This is a genomic window from Streptomyces sp. NPDC057445, from assembly GCF_042802855.1.
GTDB lineage: Bacteria > Actinomycetota > Actinomycetes > Streptomycetales > Streptomycetaceae > Streptomyces.
Genome location: NZ_JBHVDH010000045.1, coordinates 1 through 16,316 on the forward strand (window position 1 = coordinate 1; position 16,316 = coordinate 16,316).

Annotated in this window: 16 protein-coding genes and 2 pseudogenes; 7 read left to right on the forward strand and 11 right to left on the reverse strand. The window is 71.5% G+C overall.

Features of this window, described 5'->3' with window-relative positions:
• Positions 1 to 249 (forward strand): annotated as a pseudogene (locus ACFU5O_RS36800) (hypothetical protein); the annotation flags it as partial.
• A gap of 75 nt (positions 250 to 324) precedes the next feature.
• Here ACFU5O_RS36800 and ACFU5O_RS36805 read toward each other — a convergent pair.
• Positions 325 to 434 (reverse strand): annotated as a pseudogene (locus ACFU5O_RS36805) (cold-shock protein); the annotation flags it as partial.
• 164 nt (positions 435 to 598) lie between these two features.
• On the opposite strand from ACFU5O_RS36805, the gene ACFU5O_RS36810 reads away from it, so the two are divergent.
• Positions 599 to 1,018, forward strand: coding sequence for a hypothetical protein (locus tag ACFU5O_RS36810; protein ID WP_384247229.1), 420 nt, complete (start codon positions 599 to 601; stop codon positions 1,016 to 1,018).
• 216 nt (positions 1,019 to 1,234) lie between these two features.
• Here ACFU5O_RS36810 and ACFU5O_RS36815 read toward each other — a convergent pair whose 3' ends face one another.
• The 3 genes from ACFU5O_RS36815 to ACFU5O_RS36825 all read right to left on the reverse strand — a co-directional run bounded on the left by ACFU5O_RS36815 (position 1,235) and on the right by ACFU5O_RS36825 (position 4,679).
• Positions 1,235 to 1,423, reverse strand: coding sequence for a hypothetical protein (locus tag ACFU5O_RS36815; RefSeq protein ID WP_384247231.1), 189 nt, complete (start codon positions 1,421 to 1,423; stop codon positions 1,235 to 1,237).
• Between the two features lie 82 nt (positions 1,424 to 1,505).
• Positions 1,506 to 2,600, reverse strand: coding sequence for a hypothetical protein (locus ACFU5O_RS36820; protein ID WP_384247233.1), 1,095 nt, complete (start codon positions 2,598 to 2,600; stop codon positions 1,506 to 1,508).
• A 105-nt stretch (positions 2,601 to 2,705) separates the two neighbouring features.
• Complete coding sequence (locus tag ACFU5O_RS36825) at positions 2,706 to 4,679, reverse strand: hypothetical protein (protein ID WP_384247236.1); 1,974 nt, start codon at positions 4,677 to 4,679, stop codon at positions 2,706 to 2,708.
• 142 nt (positions 4,680 to 4,821) lie between these two features.
• On the opposite strand from ACFU5O_RS36825, the gene ACFU5O_RS36830 reads away from it, so the two are divergent.
• Positions 4,822 to 5,604: a TSUP family transporter gene (locus ACFU5O_RS36830; RefSeq protein ID WP_384247238.1), complete on the forward strand. Its 783-nt coding sequence runs from the start codon at positions 4,822 to 4,824 to the stop codon at positions 5,602 to 5,604.
• 84 nt (positions 5,605 to 5,688) lie between these two features.
• Here ACFU5O_RS36830 and ACFU5O_RS36835 read toward each other — a convergent pair whose 3' ends face one another.
• Positions 5,689 to 6,144 (reverse strand): hypothetical protein, encoded by a 456-nt coding sequence (locus ACFU5O_RS36835; protein ID WP_384247240.1) that lies wholly within the window; start codon positions 6,142 to 6,144, stop codon positions 5,689 to 5,691.
• A 169-nt stretch (positions 6,145 to 6,313) separates the two neighbouring features.
• Between ACFU5O_RS36835 and ACFU5O_RS36840 the strand changes: the two genes are divergently transcribed.
• Positions 6,314 to 6,808: a hypothetical protein gene (locus tag ACFU5O_RS36840; protein WP_384247242.1), complete on the forward strand. Its 495-nt coding sequence runs from the start codon at positions 6,314 to 6,316 to the stop codon at positions 6,806 to 6,808.
• Positions 6,809 to 6,847: 39 nt separating this feature from the next.
• Here the strand turns inward: ACFU5O_RS36840 and ACFU5O_RS36845 are convergent, their stop codons facing one another.
• Complete coding sequence (locus ACFU5O_RS36845; RefSeq protein WP_384247245.1) at positions 6,848 to 8,110, reverse strand: MFS transporter; 1,263 nt, start codon at positions 8,108 to 8,110, stop codon at positions 6,848 to 6,850.
• Positions 8,111 to 8,460: 350 nt separating this feature from the next.
• Here ACFU5O_RS36845 and ACFU5O_RS36850 point away from each other — a divergent pair, with 350 nt between their 5' ends.
• On the forward strand, positions 8,461 to 9,024 hold the full coding sequence (locus tag ACFU5O_RS36850; protein ID WP_384247248.1) for a dihydrofolate reductase family protein: 564 nt from the start codon (positions 8,461 to 8,463) through the stop codon (positions 9,022 to 9,024).
• 48 nt (positions 9,025 to 9,072) lie between these two features.
• On the opposite strand, the gene ACFU5O_RS36855 is transcribed toward ACFU5O_RS36850, so the two are convergent.
• From ACFU5O_RS36855 to ACFU5O_RS36865, 3 genes are all read right to left on the reverse strand, one after another.
• A complete protein-coding gene (locus ACFU5O_RS36855) occupies positions 9,073 to 9,636 on the reverse strand; it encodes an OmpA family protein (RefSeq protein ID WP_384247250.1) in 564 nt (187 codons plus the stop codon).
• 4 nt (positions 9,637 to 9,640) lie between these two features.
• Positions 9,641 to 10,246: a hypothetical protein gene (locus tag ACFU5O_RS36860; RefSeq protein WP_384247252.1), complete on the reverse strand. Its 606-nt coding sequence runs from the start codon at positions 10,244 to 10,246 to the stop codon at positions 9,641 to 9,643.
• A gap of 347 nt (positions 10,247 to 10,593) precedes the next feature.
• On the reverse strand, positions 10,594 to 10,950 hold the full coding sequence (locus tag ACFU5O_RS36865; protein ID WP_384247254.1) for an SH3 domain-containing protein: 357 nt from the start codon (positions 10,948 to 10,950) through the stop codon (positions 10,594 to 10,596).
• A gap of 635 nt (positions 10,951 to 11,585) precedes the next feature.
• Here ACFU5O_RS36865 and ACFU5O_RS36870 point away from each other — a divergent pair.
• On the forward strand, positions 11,586 to 12,785 hold the full coding sequence (locus tag ACFU5O_RS36870; protein ID WP_384247256.1) for a pyridoxal-dependent decarboxylase: 1,200 nt from the start codon (positions 11,586 to 11,588) through the stop codon (positions 12,783 to 12,785).
• 73 nt (positions 12,786 to 12,858) lie between these two features.
• On the opposite strand, the gene ACFU5O_RS36875 is transcribed toward ACFU5O_RS36870, so the two are convergent.
• Positions 12,859 to 14,427, reverse strand: coding sequence for a hypothetical protein (locus ACFU5O_RS36875; RefSeq protein ID WP_384247259.1), 1,569 nt, complete (start codon positions 14,425 to 14,427; stop codon positions 12,859 to 12,861).
• Positions 14,428 to 14,762: 335 nt separating this feature from the next.
• Here ACFU5O_RS36875 and ACFU5O_RS36880 point away from each other — a divergent pair, with 335 nt between their 5' ends.
• Complete coding sequence (locus ACFU5O_RS36880; RefSeq protein ID WP_384247261.1) at positions 14,763 to 15,332, forward strand: hypothetical protein; 570 nt, start codon at positions 14,763 to 14,765, stop codon at positions 15,330 to 15,332.
• Positions 15,333 to 15,377: 45 nt separating this feature from the next.
• On the opposite strand, the gene ACFU5O_RS36885 is transcribed toward ACFU5O_RS36880, so the two are convergent.
• Complete coding sequence (locus ACFU5O_RS36885; protein ID WP_384247264.1) at positions 15,378 to 15,968, reverse strand: hypothetical protein; 591 nt, start codon at positions 15,966 to 15,968, stop codon at positions 15,378 to 15,380.
• Between the last annotated feature and the right edge of the window lie 348 nt (positions 15,969 to 16,316).

A 16,316-nucleotide genomic window follows, 5' to 3' on the forward strand; every position in this document is an offset into this window, starting at 1 on the left:
CCGCGTACGGTCGGCGAGGTGGTCAAGGACCTCACGCAGGCGCACCCGGAGCGAGTGGTCACCAGTGTGCAGGTGGTGCGCAACGCGCTGGAGACGCTCGTCGCCAAGAGCCTGGCAGAGCGCTCGAAGCAGGGCAGCACGGTCTACTACACGGCGCCCGACAACGACACCGCTGCAGCCGCCGCGGCGCCAGGCACTGCCGATCAGAGCGCGGCGGCCGAGGTCAGCAAGGTTGCGGCCGGGGTGTAGCCGGGGTGTAGCCGGGCCGTTGCGGCCGTGGGTCCTGCCCGTCCCCGCGCGCGGGGACGGGCAGGGAGCGCCTGCTCACGCGGGCGTGATGTTCTCCGCCTGCGGGCCCTTGGGCCCTGGGTGATGTCGAAGTTCACCTTCTGGCCCTCCCGCAGCTCACGGAAACCCTGGGCGGCAATGTTGGAACTCGAAGTGCGGCCCCCGCACCGCGCGGGGCCCGGCGGCGACGGCCGGAGGCCAAAGCAACCACGCAATTGAACGTGTTCAACTGGTCTGGCAGGATGGTTCACGCTGCGGCTGCCTCTCTGGTTGTCCGCGCTGAGCTGTGGTGCCACGAGGGAAGCGGGCTGTGGACGAGAGCACACCGTGGCGGAACCTGGGGGTCATCGGGCTGCGCCTCGTCGATCTGGCAGTGCGCTACAGCGTCACCTTCACCATCACCTGGGCGGCTGTGGATGCGTCACTGCCCGCGGATGCAATCACGCACTGGCTTGCCTTCTTTCCGGTCATCGGGATCCCGTCCATCGTGATCAGCTTCGTCTACGGGCTCGCAAACCCTCGTACAGGTGCGGCGTTTCGGGGCCCGCTGGCCGGACTCCTGCTCCTTCCCGCCTGGTTCCTGCTCTTCGGAAACTTCGCGGAGATGCTGTTCATCCCCGTCATGGGCCAGCTCTTCTTCGCGTTGTGTGTGATGCGGGCCCCGCTGCTGGGCTCGTCTGGGCTCCGGCGGCGTGCCTGGGCAGCGCTTGCTGCAGTTGGCGGCCCCTGACCGGGATCGGCTGCATTTCATCGCTTGGCCAGGTATGCCGCCGAGTTGCTTGTGCGCGGAGTTGCAGGGGGACGCCTGGGTGGTGACGGCTTTGGCGCTGCTGAGGAGGGGTGCCGCGTCGTCCCGGGCGGGATGCCGGGCCCGGCTCGTCGCGGCCTGCCGAGCCACGCGTGTGGGCCGCGCACCATGGGGGCCTTTAGGTAAAGGAGCGGTCTGTCAGCGGCGTGGGCCTTCGTGCTGGCGGTGGTGGTGCTGCAGGGGCTCCTGCTGCGCCTGTGTGTGCGAGGAGACAGGGATCGCGCTCTCTGGCCGGGCCGGGCCGCGTAGCAGGCTCGCTACGTTGGCGTGGATGAGGCTGTTGGCGTTGGTGGTCGACACGGAGTCCGGGGCGATGGCTTTGTTCATGAGAACGGACAGCAGATGTTCACCACTTCGGGAGGCACCGCTGTCCGGCGCTGTTCGATCGGTACTGGCACCTGTCACCCCGCTAGAGGAGGCCGGTGCGCATGTGCTGCGTGAGGTTGTCGTGGATCTCGCGTAGCCACGGGGTGCGGACGGCCGGCAGCCGGGCCAGGGTTCGTTGGAAGACTCCCCAGTCGATCCGGAACACGTCATGGACGTTTGGCGTGGGCGGGTCGTCGCGAAGGACGCTGTCGGGTATTGGACCCGATGAGGGGGCGGGCAGTTGCGGCTCGGGGAAGACCAGCCGGAGCCACACCCCGAACGGCAACGGGACCAAGCGCGCCGGAGTGGCCGGGGTCCATGCCTTCCCGGTCTGCGGGTGGGACGGCACGAGGAGGATGTCGGCGCCGTCGTGGGCCGGCTGTCCCGGTCCGGCCAGGACAGCGCGCCGCCTCGGCCCGCCGGCCGGCAGCAGGGTGTCGAGGGCGCGTTGGAACATCTTGGCGGTCAGGCCGTCCGGCACGGCTACCGCCCGGCCGTCGGAGGCCATCAGGAGGTGGGCGAGCGCCTGCCCGGCTGCCGCCACCCACTGTGGGCTCCAGTGCCATCGGTCGCTCGCCCGGAACGGCTCTCCCCACGGGGCGATCGGCTCGGACGGGGGCACGCCATCCCCCTCCGCGAGCAGGTCCGCCCAGGACAGCGGTCCGGCGTCGGCGCCTTCGACGGGAAGGCGGCGCACGGCGTTCGGGGCGAGCCACACGGCCTGCCAGAGCGAGCAGTCGTCGATCCTGCTCGCCACGGGAAGACCGCACGCCGCGCAGGCCATGTTGGGGCCGTCACCCCCGTCGAAGCCGCAGCAGGCGCCGCCGCGCTTCTCCGGCATCAGCACGGCGCCACGGGTGTCTCCCGGTGCGATGACAACCGCGCCGGACACGCCGTCGGACAGGGCGTGGACCGGCGCGTAGATGCCGCAGGCAGCCGCGTCGTCCGGATCGATCTCCTCCCACCTTCGCCACGGCGGCCCCCAGGGCTCCAGTTCCACGGCGAACGTCCCCGATTGCATGAGCACCGGGAGCTGAAGCCCGTTCCCGTACTTCTGGCGAGCGTGGGCCGGCAGGGCGACCTGGGACAACGGGGCGGTCAGCTCGGAGCCACACCGCACACACACGAAAACGAACAAACGTCCTCCGCTCGGGAAACAGGGGCATCGTCGCAGCTCCGTGGCAGACCGGCCAACGTGTTTTCAATTCGCTGTGGGGCCGAAGCACAGCCACGACGCTGAGCATCACCGTTCGAATCCTCGGCGGGCTCTAGTGCCTCCCGAAGTGGTGAACATCTGCTGTCCGTTCTCGTGGACAAAGCCAGGGGCGATCTGCTGGAGGCACCAGGCGGCTTCGATGAGGGCCCGCAGCTCGGTGGCCCGCTCGTGCTGTCCGCAGGCCACGAGCGCTGCGTCATTGCTCTCGGGGGCATGCGCGCGGTGAAGGGTGTCCTGGGTCTGCAGCATCTGGTTGTTCAGGCTGAGGATCATGCCGTCGAGGCACCGGTGGGCGTCGTGGGTGGTGGAGAACGCGGCCAGGACTGCCGTCCGGTCCGCTGTCTGCTCCAGCTCCTCGGCCCGTGTGGGCACGGGGCGGGCAGACAGCGGGCCCACGGGGTGGTCGGGGCGGTGGGCATGCAAGCGTCCGAGCATGGCGTGGAAGGCTTCCAGGCGTGCGGTGCGGATCTGTTCCAGGATCGCCTGGGCCTTTGCCCGTTGCGGGGAGCGTGCCGGGCGGGCGGCTTCGACCAAGTGCTGGGTGTAGGCGCGGGCGGCGCGCGGGTGTGCCGTGCGCCAGGCGGTGCCGTAGGGGTCCTCCCGCAGGCCGGTGGGCTCCGGGCCTGCCTGAAGTTCGGCAAGAAGCTGGTCGGGGGCGCGCAGCGTAGTGTGCGGCGCGTCGGCGTCGGCGTCGGCGTCTGGGTCGGCGTCTGGGTCGGCGGGCGGGGCGTACTGCGCGGCGGTGAGGTCACGGGCTTCGCTGGAGGCAGCGTGCAGCATCTGCTCGCGTGCCGGGTCCAGGACGAGGCGGGCGATGAGGGGGTTGGCCGCGGCGTCGGCCTGCCCGAGCAGGAGATCGGGCACCAGAGGTGCCTTCAGTGCCCACCAGCGGTTGGCGAGCGGGTCGCGCAGGGTGAGTTCGGCCAGGAGCTGCCCGACGGCGTGATATGCCTCGTTCAGCGGGTGCGGGTCGGCCAGCTGTGTCAGCAGCCGGTAAGCGCCGGTAAGGTCGGCCGTTACCTTCACCCGCGCCGCCATGACGGTCTGCACAGCTGTGCGCGTGGCGGCGGTCCAAGTCTGGGTGAGCGCATGGACGTCGTCGGGGACGGGCCGGCTGATGAGCCCCGGGGCGGGCATGGGACGGGCCCGGGCGTGCCCGCCAGGGAGCGCAGGGACGTTACCGGCGCGCTGGCGGGTGTCCTGCTGCAGAGCGGTCTCGATGACCTCAGCGCTCAGGGGGGTGCGGAACGTTGCATACCAGTCGGCTGCGGCCCTGCTCCACCGCTGCCGCCCCGGGTCCTGCGGTTCGGCCCCGGCAAGCCCGGGTGCGTCCGCGGTGAGGCGGCAGCGCAGCCACAACGCCTCGGCGGCGCGCACCAGATCGCCGGACGTACCGGTGTTGGACGCCAGGGGCAGAAGGTCGGAGACCGGGATCATCTGGCCGATGGGTGCATCGTAGGGATACCGGTCCAGACGCATCCGGTGCCCGGGCCGGTCACTGTGCAGGAAATCCAGCAGTGCCGCCCCGGGGTCGGTGTAGACGATGGCGCGCCTGCCCTGGCCGGCGTCCACACAGCCCACGGCGAACAGCGGAACCCCTGCCGACTCTGCCCAGAGTGTCTTCTCCCGCTGGTACTGCTCCTCGACCGCCTGCATCAGCGTCGCAGGATCGGGCACCGCGTCGGGGAAGCGTGCGTGCAGCAGGCCCAGTGCCGGGCCCGTCAACAGGGCGTTCGCACCGTCGTCTTGGGCATGTGTCTGCTCCAGGTGTTGCCGGAGTCCGCTCAGCAGGTCCTGCAGCAGGGGCACCAGGAGTGGGGCCTGTCCCGTCCAGTCGGCGAAGCTGCGGTCCCACAGCGTCGCGGGGTGGCCCTTCTCAGCGGCGTAGGCGCGGAGCACGTCGTCCAGGTACCGAAGGTCCAAACGCGGTTGCAGACCGGGAGCAGCATCGAGAGCCGACCGTACGGCCAGCAGCTTCTCCAGAGCGGCGGGATGAATCACCGGATGCTCCTGATGTCGTCTGGCTTTGCTTAGGGAGTTTGGACAGCAGTTGTTCACCACCTCGGGAGGCGGTTGGATCGGGCTGGGTTCGATGTTCGAGCACGGGAGGCGCCCGATCCGGAGTCTTCCTCAGGGGGTTGTCGTGGAGTGGTCGATGGGGTTGCTCGGGTTCGCCGCCGGGCTCTTGATATCGGTGGCCACGGCGCCCGTGGGTGTCTCCGGGGCGGTCTTCCTGCTGCCCGTTCAGGTCAGCGTGCTGGGAGTACCGAGTCCGGCCGTGACACCGACGAACCTGCTCTACAACGTCGTGGCTGGCCCCGGCGCCCTCCTGCGCTACTGGCGGGCCGGGCGACTGGGAGGGCCGCTGACCCGCCTGCTCATCGCGGGCACCGTGCCCGGCGTCGTCATCGGCGCCGTGATCCGGGTCTTCGCCGTACCCGGCCCGCGTGTCTTTCGTCTCCTCGTCGCCGCGCTGCTCCTGCCGCTCGGACTAGGTCTGTGGCTGCGGACCGTGCGCCCCGCACCAGGCCGCGCCCTCCACCCACCCTCGCCCCGCGCGACTACGACACTGGCCCTGGCCGTCGGCGTCGCCGGCGGCATCTACGGGATCGGGGGCGGCTCCCTGCTCGGCCCCATCCTCGTGGGACGCGGAACGCCCGTCGCCACCGTCGCACCCGCCGCCCTGGCCTCCACCTTCGTGACCTCAATCGTCGGCGCCGTCACCTACGCGCTGCTCTCTCTCGCCGCCACCGGCGACGTCGCCCCCGACTGGCTGCTGGGCCTGTCCTGCGGAGCCGGAGGCCTCCTCGGCGGATACCTCGGCGCACGCCTCCAGCCGCACCTGCCCGAAACCGCGCTCCGGCTCCTGCTCGGCACCCTCGCCACCGGTGTCGGCGCGTTCTACGCAGTTCACATCCTGCGCTGACCGTGCAGAGGCCGTGGCCGGGCCAAGGCCGTGTGTAGCGCTGCGGGGGCGTGGGGGATCCATCAAGGTGTGCCGTGGCCGGCGTCAGCCGCAGTGGCGGCGCTGGGCCCCGCCGGTGAACGGTGCGTTGTCCCCGGGCCGCCTGTTGAGGCCGCCGTGGACGTCGATGCACTGGCCGCGCCCCGGCACAAAGACCGGGCCCGCGTAGTAGCGGTAGTTCCTGTTGCCGCCGTCGCAGTCGCGGGCATTTCCCTCGCTCTGGTCGATGCAGACCCAGATGCCTCCCGCTTTGCCCGCCAGGGAGGAGATCCGGCGCGTGATCGCGCAGTTCTTGCCGGTGGCCCGCGAGTAGTACACGTCGATGTATCCGGCCGTGCCCTCCCAGGAGCGGGTGACCGGGTACGAACCGACCTTGGTGTAGCCGCTGCCGCAGGAACCGGACGTTGCCGCGCTGGCGGCCGACGGCACGGCCAGCATGCCCGCCGAGATCGCACTGGCGGCCGTGGCCACTGCGGTGATACGACGCTTGAGACTGCTCACGCTGTCCTCCGTATGTGGGGGCCGCCCGGACCGGGCGGCGCTCTCCTGCGAGCCGTAAGTCGGCTGTGCCGCGACGAGCCTGGAGCCGCAGACGCTGCTCGAACGGAAAACCGCCCGCCCTGTCCCGGGGCATGCCACATCAAGCTGCGGAAGTGTTCCGGGAAGCGGGATGTGGGACGGGTCGGCGCGGGCGGACATAATCCGGGCTGTGGACCTGAGAGCGGAGTTGCTGCCCCCGCCTGTGAACCGGCAGCGGCTGGAAGAACTGAGAATGGAGATCGACCGGATCGCCGACCTGGTGGCCGGGCGTTCCGCGGACGCTGACGGGGCGATCGGGGCCTTCAACACAGCCACTGGCCACGACTACACGACCCTCGACTTCACCGAGTACGCAGGAAGCAGGGCTGTGGAGGAGTTCGCCAGGGAGGCGGCCCGGCCGGCTCGCCCCAGGATTGGGGACATCACGCGCAAGGAGCTCGTCGAAATCGTCCGCAGAATCCTCAAGGCGGACCAGGACAGCGACTACTACCTGCGGCTCCTCGAAGCGAACGTGTTGCATCCCCGGGTCGGTGACCTGATCATTCATCCCCCGGACGGCCTCCAGGACGCGTCTGCGCAGGAGATCGTCGATGAGGCCCTGAAGTACCGTCCGATCGCGCTCTGAGCCTGAGGCAGTCGGCTCCGTGCTGTTGTCCGGCGCGGCTCACGTGGCGGCGGTGGGGACGGGGCCGGGTGCGGTGCGGGCGGCCAGGATGAGGGCGCACAGGGCGGCGGCCAGCAGCGGGACGGAGAAGTGCCCGCCGAGCGGTCCGGCCAGTGCGGTGCCTGCGGCCAGGCCCAGGCGCATCGCGCTGGACAGCCAGCCGACGGCTTCGGTGGACGTGCCGACAGGTGCCAGGGACGTGAGGGCGAGGCTGGCCACGGTCAGGAGCGGTACGAACAGGGCGCCGGGCAGGATCGCGAGCAGCAGGATCACAGAGGGCGGGGCGGGGCTGAGCAGCGGCAGCCAGCATGCGGCGTAGAGGGCTGCCACGGCCAGGAGATGGCTCGGGCGGGGGGTGGTGGTGGTGGGCTGGAAGCGGACGAACAGCGTGCCGCCGATCAGACCGGCGGCGGAGAAGACGGCGGGCAGGGCCCCGGCGAGCCAGGGCGCCTCGTGCCGCTCGGAGGCGACGATCCCGGCGACGTCGAGGGCGCCGACGGTGGCGCCGAGGAAGATGAGCGAGGCCAGCAGCGGCCGCATGGCGGGCGGGCGCAGCGCGCCGAGACGGTCCGGGCGGCGGTGGGGGGCGCGCCAGGTGCGGGCGGGTTGGGTGGTGGCGAAAACCGCGGTGCCGGCGAGGGTGGCGGCCGCGGCCAGGGCGAGAGCGGTGGACGGCGAGACGACGCTGGCCGCGGCGATCGCGAGGGCCGGGCCGCAGACGTAGACGATCTCCTGGGTGGAGGAGTCCAGGGCGTAGGCGGTGCGCACATGGGCGCCGTCGGGCAGCAGGGTGGGCCACAGGGAGCGCAGGGCGCCTTCGACCGGTGGGCAGCCGGCGCCGGCCAGCGCGGCGCACGCGAACGCGAGCGGCAGGTGGTTGGTGCCCGCGAGCGTCAGGATCGTCAGGGCGGCCGCTACGAGAACGGCGCCCAGGTGGCAGGGCAGTTGCAGGCCGCGCAGGTCCGCGATCCGGCCCAGCACGGGAAGGCCGAGTGCGGGGGCAAGTCCGTAGACGGCGGCGAGCAGGCTCGCGGTGGCCAGCGAATGGCCGTCCGCCTTGGCGGCCAGGATCAGGGCGATGGGCACCATGCCCAGAGGAAGGCGTGCGGCCACCGAAGCGAACAGGAGCCGGGAGCAATACCGGTATCGCAGGACCGTCCGGAACGACGGCGGGGTTCTTGCTGCGGGTGGTTCCGGCAGGTCCGGTCCGGGTTCGGGAGCGGGGAGGGTGCCGGGAAGTGCGCGGACCTGCGTCTGGGCCATCGACTGCCTGCCTTCAGGGATTCGGGGATCCGAAAGGGGACGGGCCGCCCGTACGCCTTGGCCCACGGGGAAAGGCACGCGCCGTACGGGCGGCAGCAGCGGCGAAGGAGGGAGGAACCGCTGTGGGGCCAAAGCCCAACAGGGCAGGTGAGGGCGTTCAACGACGCTTCCCCGGCGACGGGCGGGTGCGGCAGCTCCTCCCGCCCGGTGACGCGGCCACCCGCCATGGCGGACCGCCGCATGAAGCCCCGGGGCGGGGACGAGGCGTCCTGAGCTCAGATCGCGCGCCGATGAGTTCCCGCGCCGCGCCGGTCTGTACGCGTGAGACCGACTCACGGAAGGCTGGCGCCATGCGGAAACTGATCTACGGCATGAACCTGACCCTGGACGGCTACATGGCCGCGCCCGGCGACGACATCGGCTGGAGCGTGCCGAGCGACGAGCTGTTCCAGTTTTGGTCCGACCAGTTGCAGGCGACCGACCTGTCGCTGTACGGGCGCAAGCTGTGGCAGACGATGAGCTCCTACTGGCCGACCGGCGACCAGCAGCCCAACGCCTCCCCGGCGGAGATCGAGTTCGCGCGCCGCTGGCGGGACATGTCGAAGGTGGTGTTCTCCTCGACGATCGACAAGGTCGACTGGAACACCCGCCTGGTCACCGGCGACGCGGTCGCCGAGATCACCCGGCTCAAGGCCGAGGATGGCGGCCCGATGGACATCGGCGGCGCGACGCTCGCCGGGGCGGCCATGCGGGCCGGGCTGATTGACGAGTACGTGCTGGCCACGGCGCCGGTCCTGGTGGGCGGCGGCACGCCGTTCTTCACCTCGCTGGACAACTGGGTGAACCTCAACCTGGTGGAGACGCGGACGCTTCCCTGCGGCGTGATCCTGACCAGGTACGAGACGAGGCGCTGAGACTGCAAGTCTCCCCCAAAAGTTCCGGCTGCCCCTCTGCCGGTGGGCTCAGGGTTGTCGGGGGAAGGAGATGGTGACGCGCCGGTTCTTCTCCCTGCCGGGCTCGGTCTTGTTGTCGGCGACCGGATGGGCTTCGCCGAATCCCTTGACGGTGTAGGTGACGCCGGTGCCGAGTTCGTGGCCAAGGACGTCGCGCACCGCCTCGGCGCGCCGGCGGGAAAGTGTCAGGCCGTGGGCGGCCGATCCGAGGTCGTCCGTGTAGCCGGCGATGGTGGCTTTCGTGGCGTGCTGGCTTCGGATCTCACCGGCGACGGCGCGGATACGGGCACGGGCGGCGTCGGTCAGTGTGGCGCTGTCCTTGCCGAACAGGATCCTCGCGCCGAGCGTCACGGTGGTCTGGCCGGTGGTGTCTTCGCGGCGGTCATCGACGGTGCCCGAGACGGTGGTGATGTCCGCGGTCACCAGGCGCAGGTCTTTGATGACCGGCGGGGCGAGGGTGGCTCCCGGCCGGAGCTGCCCGTCGTCTGCCTGGGCCGGTACGGCGAAGGCGGCGAAGCCGGTGAGGGTGAGCAGAAGAGCGGCGGGGAGAAGGACTGTTGTGTGTCGGTTCATGGGGTCAGCCGCCCAGCTTGATGGTGGCGAGGGGGAAGGTCGGCAGCTGGAAGCCGAGCTCGGTACTGCTCGGAGGCGGAGCGGGGAACGAGGCGGTGAAGGTGACCGCCTTGCCGGCGTCGACGCGGGGGATGTCGGTGGTGCACAGGCACAGGCCGGTGGTGTCGCGCAGGACGTAGTAACGCTTCATGGACGCCTCGTCCACGAGGGTCGCCCCGGCAACGGACTGGCGGCTCTTGGGCATGTCACGGTAATCGCCCTGCCACTGGGAGGTCCCGTAGAAGTGGCTGCTGCTGTTGTTGGTGATGGTGCCGCGGACGGTGATCCACTTGCCGCCCTGGCCGCGCCGGGCCCCGGTGACGCGCAGCGTGAGCTCGTTGCTCTCCCCCTCGACCTGAGCCAGCGGCTTGCCGTCGGCCGGAGCCTGGTCGACGCTGCCCTCAGGGACCGCAGCAGCGCCACCGTCCTGCTGCGCGGTCTTGCTGGGTGCGGCGGTCGTAGTGGCCGGTGCGCTCGTGTCATCGCCGGGGCCGCAGGCAGTACCTGCGACGGCGAGGACAACAACCGCGGCAGCGAGCAGCACACGGGGCCGGTGCGTGATGGTGTTCATAGGCACTCCTCGGAGCGAGTTCGGTCGTGGTGGGCGGGATCCGGATGCGGCGCGGACGCGCGGGGCTGTCCTGGCTCGTCGGCGGCCTCGAAACGCCGGGAGGGCCCGGCTGCTGTGGCAGAAGTCCAGCCGGGGCGTGCCTGGGGCATCAACGGCCTCTCCCGCCCGGCGGACGACCGCGCCCACTCCTCCCGCCTCGTGGGGCGGTGACCCGGCGGTTCAGACCGTCGCTTGGGGCGATGCCCCAGGTGCCTGCTCCCCGGTGGGGGGACCTTGTCGGCTCGGCCATGACGAAGCGGCGGCACCCGCCCGGGGTGCCGCCGTCGTACGTGTGGGGGCCCTTGTGGTCAGCCGGCCAGGCTGAGCAGGCCGTCGTTGCGTATCCAGCCCTTGGTGCCGCTGGGTATGCCGGACCTGGAGCGCCGGGTGAGCTGGCTGTAGTTCCAGCTGCCCTTGCTGCACAGGACCTTCGCCTTGTCGCCCCGGTACAGGTAACCGAGACTCCGGTAGCCCGTGGAGGGACCGCTTCGCAGGTTCCACGCGTTCTTGGCCACGGAGGCGTCGAAGTTCGACCAGTTCACGGTGCACTGGCGGTTCTCGCCGACCGCGTACGCGGCCGGGGCGGTGGTCACGGTCAGAGCGGCGGCCGCGGCCATCGCCAGGGCAGCAGGCAGGAGGGAGCGGGTCGCGATACGGCGGAGCATCAACGGGTGCCTTTCCACAAGGTGACGGGGCGCGCCCCTCATGGGGCAAGGCGTTGATCCTTCGGCACGAAGCAGGGCGACAACGGCTTACCGGCGCGGTTCTCCCGCCTGCAGGGTCGGTGACCTGTCCAGCTGTCCCCGGGGGCGGGAGGTGCCCTCTCCCCGGCCATGGACGGCACTGCGGTGCCGCCGGGCCGGTGGTGGTCCATGTGGCGGGAGGCCGGGGGAGGTTGTAGGCCGGTTGCTCCCGCCGGGCAGTGCTCCCGGTGAGCTACCGGCCCCTGGTCGTGCCGTACGGCCGGCAGGGCCCGGGGACATGAATAGGGGCCGGCGGAGAGCCACCCACAAAAGGGGCGGCCCGGCACACCACCGGCCCCTGACCAACATCGTGCCGACGACGGCCGACGAAAGGACGTCCCCAGTCTACGAGGGGGCGCCCCCGCGGCTCGGCAGGAGATCCGAAGGAGCGCCCGGGTCGGCGGTGGTCCATGTGGCGGGAGGCCGGGGGCGGTTGTGGGCCGGTTGCTCCCGCCGGGCGGTGCTGTCACCGGCGCGGCGGCCCGTAGGGGGCGGGCGCGCGCCTAGATGGGCCTCAAGACCCCGCCGATAGCCCTCGAACCCGCTGGAGCCGATACGTGAACGCGAGCGATGCCCTGAATTCGTCCGATGCGGCCCTGGCGATCGGGCCGCTGCCCTCCGATCGGGCGGCCGACACCGGCCACCTGCTGAAGCTGGCCCACACCATGCGCGAGGAGGAAGCGCGGGTGCTGGGCTTTCCCGGCAACCTCGACTTCGACCTGTCGGAGCTGGCCCCGCTGCTGGGGGTGTTCTTCAACAGCGTGGGCGATCCGGACTGCCCCGACGCTTCCAACGTCGGTGCCAAGCCGTATGAGCAGGCGGTGCTGGAGTACTTCACCACCGCCGCCGGTGCGGCGCCGGCCGACATCTACGGCTATGTGGCGTCCTCCTCCACCGAGGCGCTCGTGCACGGCCTGGCCGCGGCCCGCCGGGTGCTGCCCAAGGCCTGCGTCTATGCCTCGGATCAGGCGCACTACAGCGTCCAGCGGGCCTGTGACCTGCTGCGGATGGAGCTGGTGACCGTCTCCTCCAAGCCCGGGGGGAGCATGGACGCCGAAGACCTGCGGATCCAGTCGTTCGCCCGGCGTCGTATCACGCCCGCCTTCGGCCGCGGGCCGGGCGCGATCGTGGTGGCGACGTGCGGGACGACGATGCGCGGCGCGGTCGACGACATCACCATGCTGCGCCGGGCCGCGATGGCCGCCGGGGCGGTGTACATGCATGTCGACGCTGCGGGCGGCGGTCTGATCGCCGCGTACAGCGACCCGCAGCCGAACTGGTCGTTCGCGCACGGCGCCGACTCGGTCAACATCTCCGGGCACAAGGTGCTCGGGCTTCCGGTACCGGCCGGGATCTCCCTCGTGCGGCGCGACCTGCTCCCGGCGGCCCGGGGCGGCGAGTACATCGCCGCCACCGACCGGACCCTGGCCTGCTCGCGCAGCGGCCTCGCCGCGCTGCTGCTGTGGGCGCGGCTGCGAGCCCTGGGAACGACCGGGATGGCCGCGCTGGTCCACCGCGGCCAGGAGATGGCCGCCTACGCCGTGGGCCGGCTCGAGCAGGCGGGCGTCAATCCGGGGCGTTTCCCCGGTTCGCTGACCGTCACCTTCGACCGCCCGCCGCCCTGGGTGGCGGCCAAGTGGCATCTCGCCTGTACGGGTCGGCTGGCGCACATCGTCACCGTCGGGCACATCACCCACGCCGCGGTCGACGAGCTCGCCGCCGACCTCACCACCGCCCGGCAGACGGCCGCCGCATGACTGCCCTTCCTGCCGAAGGAGATGCCTGTGCGGGTGCACTTCGGTGATTCCCCGGGCCCGGTCGGATAGCGGGTTACCGCCGGACGCCGGGCGTGGAAGGGTCCGGCGTGTAGCTGTGGGGGTGGGCTGCCTGTGCTGCGGGCGTCGGCGTCTCCACGGCTTCGAGGCCGGTGTTTTCGTGCCGGGGCTGGGGGCGCGCCATCGCGCGGGCGAGACGTTCGCGGATCCGGCCCTCGTCGAGGCCTGCTTCTGCCGTGGTGGGCAGCTCATCAAGGCGGGCCAAGACGCTCGCAAGGCGCTCGACTTCACCGGCAGTGGTGGTCCGGCGGTAGGGCGGCACGGGCTCCTGCTGCAGGTAGGCGAGCTGACCGGTAAGGAACTGGCGGGCCCGGTCGGTGGTGCCGAAGGCCTCCCGTATCCGGTGTTCCCGCTGCCCGGCCACGATGCCTGCGAGCTCTGCGGGCAGCAGATGCGGAACGTCGGTTTGGGCAGCGAGCCGGCCGAATGCGTCATGCAGGTGCTGCAGCTGTGCCTCGCGGGCCTGCCAGTAGGCGGCGTCAGCGTGGACGCGCTCGGGGTGTGCGGCGTCTTCCAGGCTGCCCTGGCGCTGGGCGGCCAGGGAAAGCGCGGCGTCGCGGGCCGTGAACGAGGCACGGCGCCAGGCGGCGGCCGGGGCGCTGGGCTGCAGGGTCCGCGCCGGGATGGGGAGCGCGTCGAGGAGGTGCTGAGCGTCGTTGCTGTGTCCGCTGTAGGCCGCGGCGGTGTAGGCGCGGACGGTGGCGCGGGCCTGCTCGAGCTGTGCGGTGCGCTGGGGATCGAGTGGGGGCGCCGGGGTCCTGGAAGTCCGGGCGGTGGCCTCACGGTCGTTCAGGTGGTCGGTGATGTCGGGCTCGAGGACGGCCCGTAGTTGCTGAGCGGCTGCATCCCGCAGTGCGATCTGGTCGAGCAGCCACTGGGCGCTCTCACCCAGAACGGGCACGTCCTCGGCGAGCGGTGTCAGGCCCTTCCAGTCCACGACCAGTCCTTCCCGGTCGCGGTTGGTGTGCTGCAGGCGCTCCAGCATGTCCGCCACGTGCAGCGCTGTTTCGGTGATCAGCCCCTGGGCGACGGTGTTCGGTGTGCGCGCGCTGCCCAGTGCCTGTTCGATCACCGCCTGGGGCGGAGCGGGGGTGAAGTCCCGCATGTGGCAGGCCCAGGCGATGGCCGGGGCGATCCAGCCGAAGTCGCGCTGCTGCAAGGGACCGGTGTTGCGGCGCTGGAGCCAGGCGGCCAGCACACCCGTCAGGCGGGCATCCGATGTGTCCGCAACGTGGGTGCGGACCAGTTCCCCCGGGGTGTACTCGCGCACGCCACCGGCCGTCTGCGGGTCGGAGGCCAGGATGGCCAGTTGCCGTCGGCCGCCTTCCAGCAGTGTCCAGCGGGCGAGCGCCTGGGCCGGTCCGCCGCGCACCGTCTCGGCGCCGGACAGCCGCCCCGTATCAAAACCCGCCTCCCCGGCGCCCACCCGGCCGACGGTCGGCGGCTGGGTCGGGCCGAGGGGGTCGGCGGCAGGCGCTGCCCAGGCCAGGACATAGGTGCCGGGCTCCAGGTCCCGCAGGGCCCGGAGGCTTTCGGTACGCGGGTGTGGCGGCTGCTCGCTCAAGCCGGGGCCTTTCTCCCGATCTGGCCGCGGTGGAGGGGCGGCTGACGGCAGCTTGCCCCTGCGCTTGGGCGGGCGGCGTTGAGGGCCGGCGGGTGTTCCGTTGGGCGGGAGCATGGCGTGGTGCATCGTCTGCGCTTTCCCGCGAGGCGGGATGCCTATGGCCGCTGCCCTGCGCGCGGAGTCCGGGCCGCTCACGATGACCCAGGGGCAGTCGGCCCCGGTTGAGTGCTGACGTGGCCGGTGGTCTTCCCACACGTCCTGGTCGGCGAAGCCGTCGAGCAGGGGTGGGGAGCTGTTGCCGGGTGAGGATGACCGATCGGCAGATGGTGCAGTGCGTGGGCATACAGGACGAGCTCGTCGCCTGTGCCGTGCCCGGCCGCCGGGCACACTACGCGTTCGGGCCCCACTCCCCCGTTCCCGCCTGGGTACGCGCGGAGTTCGACGGGCGCCTGGAGGGCTGTGACCTGCTGTACGGGCGCAGCCTGGGCTATGTCAGCGAGCCGCTGGACTGGCAGCGGCTGCATGCCGAATACGCCACGCGCGGGTTCACCGTCAGCGCGCCCCAGGGCCGGCCGGACCTCGCCACGGTGTGCTGGGCGAGGGATCTGGCACGGTCCGCGGGGTGCAGCCCGGTCATGGTCGTCCACCTGGACCTGGTGGTCGACGAAGACCATCTGACCGGTCTGGAGGTATCCGTCAGGGCACTGATCCCCGACACCGAAGCCGAGCCCGGCGACGAAGTGCTGGACGAGTTGCGCGCACTGTTCGGCGAGCCCCAGTACCTCCCCAGCCTGCACATGACGGACCTGGACTGCGGCCCGCCCATGCCCGCGGGCATGGGCTGGCTCGACCACATCCCGCCTGTCCCCATGGACATGGACGGCTTCCTGCACTGGTCCTGGTAGCCGGTGCTCCCCACAGTGACGGGTCGGCGCGGGTGGCGCAGGACTCTAGCCGGGGCGGTTCATCCGGGCTCGGCGCGCGCGTGGCGCTTGGGTGCGGCGGGGACGGTTGCCGGGCGCATCAGCGCCGCCGTGCGGGGAGGGTGCGGAGAATCCCTGCGGCACGCTTGATCGGGCCGGGGCGGGAATCGTCTTGGCGGGTTCGGCGGCGGCTTTGCGGGGGCGCTCGGTGCGGGCGACGATGCGGGCGTGGGGCAGGAGCGGTGCGCAGGTCTCGCAGACTTCGGCGATCGTCCAGACCCGGCCGACGGTCGCATCGTGGCGCACGACGAGGACGACTGCTCCGGCGCAGTGGACCCGCTGCTCTGCGTGGCCGGCGCACTGCTGGGCGCGGCAGTGGCAGGCGGCGTGGGGGCGGACGGTGGCCGCGCGTGCGTGGGCGGCGGCGTGGGCGGCAGCGAAGGCGCGGAGGTCGGTGATGTTCTTGGAGCGGGGCGGCATCCGGCATGCGGCGGTGGAGCAGGCGACGGTGGCGGTCCTGTCGCTGTGGCCGGTCAGCCGGATGGTCCAGGACCGGCCCGGGACGCGGTCGGTGGAGGGTTCGCTGTAGGCCGTGGTCACGGGCAGCCGTCCATTCATGATCGTGAGGATGTCCGTCCACTATGGGATACCCAGCCGGTGCTTGGGGCAGCCGCTCCCCGGCGCATGACAGTCAGGTTCCACACGGTGACCCGGTCTTCTACGGCCGCGTCCCGCCCGGCAGCACACCCCCGCCCTCGTGCAGCATGCGCAGGTTACCTGCGCAGGGGCGCGCCCACGAGGACGCCGCGCAAGACCCTCGCGCGCACGCTTCTTGCTGAATCGCCCGAAACTCCCCGGGCCCGGGCGGCCATGCCTACGATGGACGGTGACGGCCCATCACCGGTGCGGCGGCCGTGGGGAGGCAGTGGTGACAACCCCGATCGACGCTGAGGGCAAGTGGCCGCC